General features: G+C 74.5%; 10 protein-coding genes. 3 read left to right on the top strand and 7 right to left on the bottom strand.

What is annotated here, in order from left to right:
* Positions 1–93 precede the first annotated feature (93 nt).
* The 5 genes from AB0L29_RS35165 to AB0L29_RS35185 are packed head-to-tail and all read right to left on the bottom strand — an operon-like array spanning position 94 to position 5,307.
* On the bottom strand, positions 94–1,020 hold the full coding sequence (locus tag AB0L29_RS35165) for an STM4011 family radical SAM protein (RefSeq protein ID WP_365833386.1): 927 nt from the start codon (positions 1,018–1,020) through the stop codon (positions 94–96).
* Between the two features lie 10 nt (positions 1,021–1,030).
* The gene (locus AB0L29_RS35170) at positions 1,031–2,368 is read right to left on the bottom strand and encodes an STM4012 family radical SAM protein (RefSeq protein WP_365833388.1); all 1,338 of its coding nucleotides are present in this window, start codon (positions 2,366–2,368) and stop codon (positions 1,031–1,033) included.
* Positions 2,365–3,180, bottom strand: a complete 816-nt coding sequence (locus tag AB0L29_RS35175) for an STM4013/SEN3800 family hydrolase (RefSeq protein WP_365833404.1) — start codon at positions 3,178–3,180, stop codon at positions 2,365–2,367. The genes AB0L29_RS35170 and AB0L29_RS35175 overlap by 4 nt, the downstream gene beginning before the upstream one ends.
* A 7-nt stretch (positions 3,181–3,187) precedes the next feature.
* Positions 3,188–4,336, bottom strand: a complete 1,149-nt coding sequence (locus tag AB0L29_RS35180) for an STM4014 family protein (RefSeq protein WP_365833390.1) — start codon at positions 4,334–4,336, stop codon at positions 3,188–3,190.
* An 11-nt stretch (positions 4,337–4,347) separates the two neighbouring features.
* Complete coding sequence (locus AB0L29_RS35185) at positions 4,348–5,307, bottom strand: STM4015 family protein (RefSeq protein ID WP_365833392.1); 960 nt, start codon at positions 5,305–5,307, stop codon at positions 4,348–4,350.
* A 169-nt stretch (positions 5,308–5,476) separates the two neighbouring features.
* Here AB0L29_RS35185 and AB0L29_RS35190 point away from each other — a divergent pair, with 169 nt between their 5' ends.
* The gene (locus AB0L29_RS35190; RefSeq protein WP_365833394.1) at positions 5,477–5,803 is read left to right on the top strand and encodes a hypothetical protein; all 327 of its coding nucleotides are present in this window, start codon (positions 5,477–5,479) and stop codon (positions 5,801–5,803) included.
* A gap of 39 nt (positions 5,804–5,842) precedes the next feature.
* The gene (locus tag AB0L29_RS35195; RefSeq protein WP_365833396.1) at positions 5,843–6,889 is read left to right on the top strand and encodes a DUF6745 domain-containing protein; all 1,047 of its coding nucleotides are present in this window, start codon (positions 5,843–5,845) and stop codon (positions 6,887–6,889) included.
* A gap of 129 nt (positions 6,890–7,018) precedes the next feature.
* Here AB0L29_RS35195 and AB0L29_RS35200 read toward each other — a convergent pair whose 3' ends face one another.
* Positions 7,019–7,537: an RNA polymerase sigma factor gene (locus AB0L29_RS35200; protein ID WP_365833398.1), complete on the bottom strand. Its 519-nt coding sequence runs from the start codon at positions 7,535–7,537 to the stop codon at positions 7,019–7,021.
* A gap of 62 nt (positions 7,538–7,599) precedes the next feature.
* Positions 7,600–8,961: a protein kinase gene (locus tag AB0L29_RS35205; RefSeq protein ID WP_365833400.1), complete on the bottom strand. Its 1,362-nt coding sequence runs from the start codon at positions 8,959–8,961 to the stop codon at positions 7,600–7,602.
* A 440-nt stretch (positions 8,962–9,401) separates the two neighbouring features.
* On the opposite strand from AB0L29_RS35205, the gene AB0L29_RS35210 reads away from it, so the two are divergent.
* A partial coding sequence (locus AB0L29_RS35210) for a condensation domain-containing protein (RefSeq protein ID WP_365833402.1) occupies positions 9,402–9,630 on the top strand: 229 nt, incomplete at its 3' end.

Below are 9,630 nucleotides of genomic sequence, written 5' to 3' on the forward strand. Positions count from 1 at the left end.
GCCCCGCCCCCCGCCCCGCGCCCCCCCGCGGCTCGGCGCCGGCCTGCCGGTCCGGCCACGGACCGGCAGGGGCCGCGGCGCGGCGCCGCCGGGTCACCGGCGGGTGCCCGCGGCGCCGGCGCTCGCGGGGTCCGCCCGCCCCGCGACCGTGAGGGGGAGGGTGGTGTGCCGCCCGGTGGCGGAGGCCGGGACGCGCTCCAGGACGCCTCCCGCGAACACGTCGTACAGCGGCAGTGTCTCCAGGTGGACGTAGCCGATGTGGCAGTCGCAGACGGCCAGCGGACACGGCCTCGGGCGCAGGGCGGCGCGGTAGGAGCCGTCGTAGAGGTTGCCCAGTTCCGCGCGGACGAAGTGGCAGCGGCGGACGGTGCCGTCACCGTCGACCGAGATCACCGACTCGCCGGTGCGGCAGGGCAGGCCGGCGCTGGTGTGCGGGGTGCGGCTGTAGGGGAAGAGGGGGTCGAGCGCGGTCCACTCCTCGGCCTCGGCGTCCTCGTAGGTGTGCCCCTCGGCCGCGTTGATCCACAGATAGACGTGCGCGGGCAGGTCGGCGCGCAGGCGGCGGGCCGCCTCCAGGTGGCCGGGCAGGCCGACGACGCCGACGCTGAAGCGGACGCCGCGGTCGGCCAGGTCGCGGCACTTGGCGAGGAAGCGGTCGTAGGGGGTCTGGCCCGGGTGGTAGGTGCACCACAGGGCGAGGGTGGCGAGGTCGGCGTCGGCGAGCCAGTCCGTGCGGCAGCTGAGGTTGGTCTGGATGGCGACGCGGCGGATGTGCGGCAGGTGGGACAGCTCCGCGAGGGCGCGGCGGTACCAGGAGCGGACCAGGCCCTCGCCCCACGGTGTGAACAGCAGGGAGAGACGGTCCTCGCGCTGGGCGCCGGCCCACCGCGCGAAGCGTTCCAGCGCGGCGCGGTCGGCGCGCAGCCGGGCGGGGGAGTCGCGTCGCTTGGCGAACGGGCAGTAGGGGCAGTCGTAGTCGCAGGAGGCGAGCGGGCCGCGGTAGAGGAGGGTCAGGTCCATGGCGGGCCGGTCACCTCCTCTCGTAGGCGGCCATGGCGGCCCGTACGGCGGGGGAGAACAGCTCCGGGCCGACGGCGTCGGAGTGGGCGAGCCCCTCCGGGGTGAGCCGCAGGTGTGCGGGGTCGGCGGCGTCGAGCCAGCCGCGCTCGGCGAGGACGCCGAGTTCCGCGCCGAAGTCGTCGGCGGGGGTGCTGCCGAAGCGGGCGCGGTAGTCCTCGCTCGCCAGGCCCTCCGCCTGGAGCAGGGACTGCAGGAGGTGGCGGCGGCGGGCCTCGTCGGCGTCCATGCGGTAGCCGACCTCGGCGTGGGCGAAGTCGGCGGAGGCGACGTAGTCGTCGATGATGCCGCGGATCTCGTGCATGCCGACCGCGTAGTCGAAGGAGTAGTGCAGGCCGGCGGTGTAGGAGCGGGCCCCGCAGCCCAGGCCGATCATGCCGTCGGTCTGGCAGGCGTAGTCGTCGGCGCCCTGCGGCGGGGCGTCGGCCCGGCGGAACATGCGCATGGACCGCTGGACGTAGCCCTGCGCGAGGAGGTGGTCGCGGCCCGCGCGGTACAGGCGCAGCCGTTGCTCGTCCCAGGCCGGGTCGGCGCCGGGACCGGCGCGGTGGCGGTCGAGGCCGGTCAGCGGCCGGACGTACAGCGGGTAGAGGTAGAGCTCCTCGGGCCGCCAGGCCAGGGCCGCGTCCAGGGAGTGCCGCCACGTCCGTTCGGTCTGGCCGTCGATGCCGTAGATCAGGTCGATGTTGAGGACCGGGATGCCGGTGTCCCGGACGCGGGCCAGGGCGGCCTCGACGTCGGAGCGGCGCTGCGGGCGTACGGCGGCCCGGGCCTCGGCGTCCACGAAGCTCTGGACGCCCAGACTGAGCCGGGTGGTCCCGCGCTCCGCCAGGACGGCGAGGCGGTCGGCGGTGGCCGTGGCGGGTGACGCCTCCACGGACAGGGGGATCGCGCGCAGGCCGGCGCCCATGCGGTGCTCGGCGATGTCGCAGAGGCGTTCCAGTTCCGCCGCGGTGAGGAAGGTGGGGGTGCCGCCGCCGAAGGCCGCGGTGGCGAACCGGACGTCGTCCGCCTCTCCGAGGGCCTCGCGTACGGCGCCGGCCTGCCGTTCCAGGGCGTCCAGGTAGGCGCCGGTCAGGCCGTCGGGGGCGCCGATGCGGGTGAAGAGGTTGCAGAAGCCGCAGCGGACCTCGCAGAACGGGATGTGCAGGTAGAGGGAGAGCGCGCTCTTGTCCTGCGCCGCCCACAGCGCCTTGAGCGCGGGCCGGTCGGGGAGCCGGCGGTAGGCGGTCTTGTGGGGGTAGGCGTAGACGTAGTGCTGGTACGGCGTGGTGAGCTGCGCGGTGGTCATCGGGCGGCCTCGGCGGGGTCGAGGAAGAAGTGGGCGTACGGCACGGTCCACACCGACGCGTGGCCGAGCCGGTGGCCGGTGTAGCCGTCGTCGCCGTAGGCGGTGCCGTGGTCGGAGCAGACGATCGCGAAGCAGCGGCGCCGGGAGCTCGCGGCGGCGAAGAGGCGGCCGACGTGCCGGTCGACGTACTCCAGCGCGGCGGCGTGCGTGGCGCGGCTGTCGCCGGCCTCGCGGGTCGCGCCGGGCAGGTGGAACCAGTTCGGCTGGTGCAGGGCGGAGACGTTCACGAAGAGGAACAGCCGCTGTTCGGCGGGGAGGCGCGCGACGACCTCTTCGGCGCGGGCGATCTGGTTCTCGAAGGAGTGCGGTGAGGTGACGCCGAACTCCGGCTCCCAGTGGGACTCGTGGAAGAGGCCGGGCAGCACCGAGCCGAGCGGGCCCTGCTTGTTGAAGAAGCCCACGCCCCCGATGCACACCGTGTGGTAACCCGCCTTCGCCAGCCCGGAGACCAGGTCGGGGGTGTCGTAGACGAAGGTGCCGTCGGCGGTGGTCTCGCTGCCGGCGAAGCTCGCCGCGAACAGGCGCGGGTGCGGCCCCGGCCGGGCCGGGGTCGGCAGGAAGCCCGCGAAGATCGCCTGGTGGGAGGCGTAGGTGAAGCTGCCCGGTGCGTGGCGTTCCTCCCAGCGGCCGCCGGGGAGGTGGCGGGCGAGATGCGGGATGCGGCCCCTTGCCGCCAACTCGGCGGCCACGTCGTGGCGCAGCGTGTCCAGGGTGACGAGGAGGATGTCGTGGTGGCCGACGACCTCATTCATGTCGGGCTCAGTCATGGGGCGTTCCTGTTCTGTGCGGACGGAGCGGGCCCGGCCGGGCGTGGGCGCGCAGGGCGGCCGCCACCTGCGCGCCGTAGGTGTCCAGGCCCTCGGCGCCGCTGCCGGGCAGTCCGGTCAGCCCCGGCAGCAGGTCGCCGAAGGCGTTGACCTCGCCGACGAAGGCCCTGCGCCAGCCGACGGCCGGCAGCAGGTCCACGCCGACGCACAGGGTGCGCGGGAAGCAGGACGCGGCCCGCTCGCACACCTCCAGCACGTCGGCCCAGCGGGCGCCGGCCGCCTCGACGGCCCGCCGGGCCGCGTCGAGGTCGCCGCGGCTGCCGCCGAGGTGGAGGTTGGTCAGCGGCCAGCGGCTGGTGCGCACCACCGCGTGGGTGGCCCGGCCGGCCACCACGACCACCCTCAGGTCGGCGGCGCGCCCTTGCTGGGAGGCCTTGGGCAGCCAGCGTTCGACGTGCAGACCGTCGGGTGCGAGTGCGTCGACGATGGCGGCGAGGTCCTGTTCGCGTTCGTAGCGGCGCACTCTGAGGGAGTTGTGAAGACGGCCGTCCGGGGTGAGTTCCACGGAGGTGGTGGCCCTGATCCGGCCGCCGCCCGTCTCGACGGCGAGGACCCCCGACGCGGACGAGCCGTGGGCGGGTTTGACGAAGACCCGGGGCATCCGGTGCTCGCGCATCAGCGCCCGCACGTCGTCCCAGCCGCGCACCGGCGCGCCGTCCGGGCCCGACGTGGGGGAGGCGGGGACGGGGACCCCCGCCCTGTCGAGCACGGCGTGGCAGCTGCGCTTGTCGAACAGCACGGCGAGGTCTGCGGGGTCGTCCAGGCGGATCCCGCCGCGCAGACCGCGCAGGGCGGCGGTGAAGGCGGCGTACCAGCGGGCCGAGCCCTCCACACGGGTGGGGTCCGGGACGCCCCGCAGGAGGCGGTCGACCTCCGCGTCCTCACCCGGGGAGTCGACGCGGACGATCTCGTCGGCGGCGAAGTCCGCTCCCCGGTCGCGCAGGACGTCCCCCCAGGGCACCACGCGCGGGCCGGGCAGGCCGGCCGCGCGCACCGCGTCACCGAAGAGGGACACCCGGCGGTTGCCGGGGTTGCCGACCACCGCGAAGCGCAACCCGCGGGGAGAGCCCGGTCGAACCATGGGCAGTGCGCTCACTCGCCCACGGCGACGTAGCGCCAGACCCTGCCGTCGCCCTCCGTGTCCTCCTCCGCGTTGCCGCGGTCGAGGTCCACCTCCACGCCCGCGGGCTCCAGGGTCTGCCGGACGCGCTCCACGAAGGGCTCGCTGAGGTAGTGGTGGTGCAGGTCGAGCTTCTTGAGGTGGGTGAGGGGCTGGCCGCCCAGGAGCGCTCCGGCGCCCTCGTCGGTCAGCACGCCCATGGACAGGTCCAGCACCTCCAGACGCTCCACGACGGGGGCGGAGGCGACGGCCGCGGCCACGGCGTCCTGCATCTCGCTGTTGCGCAGGGCCAGATGGCGCAGGCGCGGCAGCCGGGCGCCGGACAGGATGGGCTCCAGGTCGGCGGCCTCGCTGTCGCCGCCGTAGTCGGGGGTGCCCAGCCACAGGTCCAGGTGCTCCAGGGCGGGCAGGTCGCTGGCGCCGATGCCGCGCACCGCCTCGGCGGGCAGCCCGCCGCTCTCCACGACGAGTCTGCGCAGCGCGCCGTGGCTCAGGGCGGGGAAGCGCAGTCCCGTTCCGCCGCGCACACCGAACTCCTCCAGGGCGGGGAAGCCGGCGAGGAGCGGGGTGACGTCGGTCTGGTTGATCCAGGAGATCTCGCACTCCTCCATCACCATGTCGCCCAGGAACAGCGCGCGCAGCGCCGGGAAGCGGTCCCGGGCGGCGAGCAGGGCCTCGATCACGCCGGACGGGGGCAGTTCGTAGGCCTCCACCCAGGCGCCGACGATCAGGGCCCGCACCCGTGTGGTGTCGACGGCGGCGCAGAAGCGCGCGAAGACCTCGGCCCAGTCCTCGCCGTCGCCGTACGCGTCGGCGGTGATCCGCCAGGCGACGGCGTCGGGTTCGGGCAGGTCCTCCGTCCTCGCGTCGGGGCCCGGGAAGGTGTGGGCGGGCAGCCGGTACAGAGAGTGGAGGTGGTCACCGATGGTCATACGGCTGCTCCCGAGGAGAAGAGTGTGCGGTCCGTGATGCCCGCAGTTCTACCAACCGCCACTGACAGCACCCGTCGGCGGGGCGGGGTTCGGGGCGTTGTCAGTGGCGGCCCCTACGGTCTTGGTCATGAGGCCGGGGCACCGTGCGCCCGGCGGTGAGGGGACAGCCATGTACCGGCAGGGAGACGTACTGATCGTGCCCGTGACGGCGGAGGCGGTGCCGGAGCACGTGGCTCACGCGCCGCGGGAGCGGCGCGACGCGCGGGGCCGGCTCGTGCTGGCGCTCGGCGAGGTCACCGGTCACGCCCACGCGGTCGTCGGACCGGGGGAACTGGTGCGTGAGCCGGGGCCCTTCGGCCCGCTGCTGCTGCACCTTCCCCAGGGCGGCCGGGTGGTGCACGAGGAGCACGCGGCGATCGCGCTGCCCAAGGGGTGGTACCGCGTGATCAGACAACGCGAGTACGTGCCCGGGTCCGTCCGGATCGTGGCCGACTGAGCGCGCGGCGAACACCACATGACGGAGGGACGAACGACCATGACGGACATCGACACGGCGACGGCGGAGGCGGGGCCCGCCGACGGCCTGGGCCTGTGGCGCGCGTGGGCCTCGGCCACCGCGCCCGCCGACCGCACGGCCGCCGAGGAGGGCGTCCGGGCGGCCTACCGGCGAGCGGGACTCGCGGAACCGGAGCAGGTGGTGTGGGCCGGTTCCCCGCGCGCGGCCGTCACGCTGATACGACAGCTCCCCGACCGGGGTCCCGGCGTGCGCGAGGAGGTGCGCAGCGTTCCCTGGGCGCGCGAAAGACGCCGGCTGCACGCCGAGCTGGGAGCCGCGGGCTGGTCGGCGCACTGGGCGGCGACCGGGGGGCGGCTGTGGGAGTCCACCCAGGCACTCGTGGACCGGATCAGGGCCGGGGTGATCGAGGACCTGGTGGGCCGGGACACCGGCGGGGAGGCCGCCGAGGTCCGGCTGCTCCTGCTGGACGCCGTGCTCGGCCAGCACGACGCGCCGTGGCTCGCCGCGTTCCCCACGGACGGTCCCCCTCTCGACGCGCTGGCCACGGTGTGCCGCAGCGCGGGCTGGTGGTGGCCGTTCGCCCGGGTCGCGGTGGTGTCGGAGCGGCCCGTGGCCCTGCACCGCGACGAGGCGGGCCGCCTCGACCGCGGGGACGGCCCGGCGCTCGCCTACCCCGACGGCTTCGCCCTCCACGCCTGGCGCGGCATGCCCGTACCGGCCGCCTTCCTCGCGGAACTGCCCTCCCTCACACCCGAGCGGATCCGTTCCGAGGAGAACGCCGAACTGCGGCGGGTGATGCTGGAGCACTACGGCTACGACCGCTACCTCGCGGACTCGGGCGCCCGCCCCCTCCACCGGGACGAGACGGGCACCCTGTGGCGGATCGACCTGCCGGACGACGAGCCCGTGGTGATGGTGGAGGTGCTCAACTCCACGCCGGAGCCGGACGGGACCCGGCGCACCTACTGGCTGAGGGTGCCCCCGTCGACCCGCACCGCGAAGGCGGGCGTCGCCTGGACGTTCGGGCTGCAGGCCGACGTGTACGCGCCGGTGCGGGAGACCTGAGACGAACGTTCCCGTGCCGCCCCCTCCGGCAGGGCCGGGGGACGGCACGGGAACGGGTGGGCCGCTTCGCCGGGCGGGAGAACCGCCGGACGCCGGCGCCCCGCCCGGGGCGGACCCGCCCGGCACGGACTACGCGGCCGACGGCAGCCAGGCCTCCCGGAACCGGCGGCGGGCCCGGTGCAGGCGGGACCGGACGGTCCCCACCGGCAGGGAGAGGGTCTGCGCTATCTCCTCCTCGGTCAGTCCGTAGGCGCGCAGGGTGAGCACCTGCCGGTGGGAGGTGGAGAGCCGTTCCAGTACGTCACTGATGTGCACGGTGTCCAGCGGGTTCGCCTCCTGTCCCGAGTCGACCCGCACGTAGGTTCCCTCCTCACCCGCCCGTTTCGCGGTGCGGACGGCCTCACGAACCGTCACCGAGCGCACCCAGCCGTAGAACGCGGCCGGCTCGCGCAGGGTGCGCAGACCGCGGTAGATGGCCAGGAGCGCCTCCTGGGTGGCGTCGGCACCGTCGTCGTGGGTGACGGACCGGCACAGACGGGCCACGTACGGGGTGATCCCGGTCAGCAGGTGGTTCATCGCCTGCTCGTCTCCCGCCTGGGCTCGGTGCAGCAGCGCAAGGGGCGGGGGGATCTGGCTGAGGGTGCTCATGTGGGGGAGTGCTCCTTATGGCAGCCGGTGCGGTCGGGCGCGGTGGGCCGGGGTGGCCGTCCTCACCGTGCGCTCGCGGGCGCGGGCAGGGGCTCGGAGGCGTCCGCCAGGGCCAGGAGCCCGGCGAGGACGTCGTCGCGGAAGGCCCGCATGAAGGAGGGGCTGAAGCAGGCGGTGAAGTGCGGGAACTCGATGGCGAGCCGCCCTTCGAAGGAGACGACGCACCCCAGGACGGGGCTGCGGCCCGCCTGCGGGAAGTAGTTCTCACGGGCGGGCATCAGCCGGACGTCGGCGGCGTGCACTCCGGCCGGCAGCCGGGGACCGGGGACGACACCCATGTTCGTGACGACCACGGTGGCCAGCTGCAGCGCCGGGTTCCGGAGGATCTCCGGAGTGATCCGCATCTCGTGGTGGTGGTCCGCGCGGGCGATGAAGTCGCGCAGCCGGGTGTGGACGGTACGCGCCAGCGCCATGGGATCGGCGTCCCCGGCGACGTCGAGGGTCTGCAGGTGGGTGGTGACGGCCGGCACCATGACCGTGGCGGGCAGCGGCGGGGACAGCCTGGACCGCAGGTCCACGGGGGACAGACAGCCGAGCGTGCGGGGACCGTCGCCCTCCAGGCGGCGCCGCGCGGTGGTGAGCATCGCGGCGGCGATGAGGGAGTGCACGGACACGCCCGCCTGGCGCGCGGTCTGCCGCAGCCGGGTGGTGCGCTCCTTGTCCAGGGTCAGCCGGCACACGTCGATACGGCCGTCGACGGCCGGTTCCGCGTCCGGCCCGGCGCCGGCGGCCGGCCGCGGCACGTCGTAGGGCACCAGCTCCACGGGGTGCCGGCGCGCCTGCTCGACGCGCCGCTCCAAGTAGGCCGCCGTGACCCCCGGATCGGCGTCGGGCAGCAACCGGCTGACCGGCTGCGGCCAGTCGGGGCCGTCCCCGGAATCCTCCCCGACGCCGGCGGCCGGGTCGGCTGCGATCGCCTCCTGCGCGCTCCCGCCGCCCTCGACCAGGACCCGGTAGTGATCCCAGACGGCGTTGTGCACGGCGATGCTGCTGTGCCCGTCGGTGACCACGTGGTCCACGACGAGGACGAACAGATGGCGGTCGCCCTCCGGCGCGCTCACCAGGACGGCGCGGCTGAGCGGGCCGCCGATCGGCAGGGGGGTGTTCAGCTCCGCCGCGTGGGCCTCCTCGCCGCCGGTGCGGGTGATCAGCCGGGGCCGCTCCTCCTCGCCGAGGAGGTGCAGCGCGAAGCCCTCGCCGTCCGGGACGATGCGCGCGCGCAGCGTCGGGTTGGCCTGCGTGACGGCGTCGAAGGCCGCGGACAGCGCCCCGACGTCGATCCGTCCGCGCAGGTCGCAGGAGAGCACCGCTCTGCTGCGCTGCCCGACGTACAGCGTCTCGACCGGACACAACGTACGGTGCATGCCGCCAGCCTTCTTTCCGTTTTCCGTGTTTGCTGTTTCCTTGCTCTACGGTTCGGTGACGGTCCGTCACCACCGGGGCTCGAACAGCCGACGCCCGTCCGAGAGTGCATCGCCGGGGGCGGACGAATCCACCTGCGGCAGAGGGACGGGAGAAAGCCGGGGGAATTCCTTAAAGCTTTTCCGGGACCGGAACTATCCCGCCCCCCGCTTTCTTCAGAGAAACACCTGGATTCCCGGCGCGGGCCGGTCCAGGGCTTGATCGGTTTCGTCGCCCCGCCGCACGCTGGGGGCACTTGCAGGACCGGCGGTGGGGCCGTACCGACCCCACGCTCTCGGCGTGCGACCGCCCCGTTACTCCTCGGGCCAAGGCCGCACTCCCGTCCACCCGGCCGGGTCATCCTCGGCCGGGACGTCACGATCTGCCACGTGAGGGTTGTGCCATGTCACTCCACGAGGACGACCACCGACCGCTGTCCGGAGCCCAGGAGGGACTCTGGTACGCCGGGCGGCTCGCGTCCGACAGCGCCGCGTACAACACCGCAGAGGCGGTGGAGATCCACGGTGCCCTCGACACGGGTCTGTTCGAGACCGCGCTGCGCCGGACCGTGGGCGAGGCCGACACCTTCGCCCTGCGCTTCCTCGACACCGACGACGGCCCCCGCTGCCACC

Origin of the sequence: Streptomyces sp. NPDC052701 (genome assembly GCF_040678355.1) — a bacterium.
Taxonomy (GTDB): Bacteria; Actinomycetota; Actinomycetes; order Streptomycetales; family Streptomycetaceae; genus Streptomyces.

Bases quoted from the DNA above. Each gene is read 5' to 3' on its own strand.
- AB0L29_RS35165 (WP_365833386.1), bottom strand. From the start codon at position 1,020: ATGGACCTGACCCTCCTCTACCGCGGCCCGCTCGCCTCCTGCGACTAC.
- AB0L29_RS35170 (WP_365833388.1), bottom strand. From the start codon at position 2,368: ATGACCACCGCGCAGCTCACCACGCCGTACCAGCACTACGTCTACGCC.
- AB0L29_RS35175 (WP_365833404.1), bottom strand. From the start codon at position 3,180: ATGAATGAGGTCGTCGGCCACCACGACATCCTCCTCGTCACCCTGGAC.
- AB0L29_RS35180 (WP_365833390.1), bottom strand. From the start codon at position 4,336: ATGGTTCGACCGGGCTCTCCCCGCGGGTTGCGCTTCGCGGTGGTCGGC.
- AB0L29_RS35185 (WP_365833392.1), bottom strand. From the start codon at position 5,307: ATGACCATCGGTGACCACCTCCACTCTCTGTACCGGCTGCCCGCCCAC.
- AB0L29_RS35190 (WP_365833394.1), top strand. From the start codon at position 5,477: ATGTACCGGCAGGGAGACGTACTGATCGTGCCCGTGACGGCGGAGGCG.
- AB0L29_RS35195 (WP_365833396.1), top strand. From the start codon at position 5,843: ATGACGGACATCGACACGGCGACGGCGGAGGCGGGGCCCGCCGACGGC.
- AB0L29_RS35200 (WP_365833398.1), bottom strand. From the start codon at position 7,537: ATGAGCACCCTCAGCCAGATCCCCCCGCCCCTTGCGCTGCTGCACCGA.
- AB0L29_RS35205 (WP_365833400.1), bottom strand. From the start codon at position 8,961: ATGCACCGTACGTTGTGTCCGGTCGAGACGCTGTACGTCGGGCAGCGC.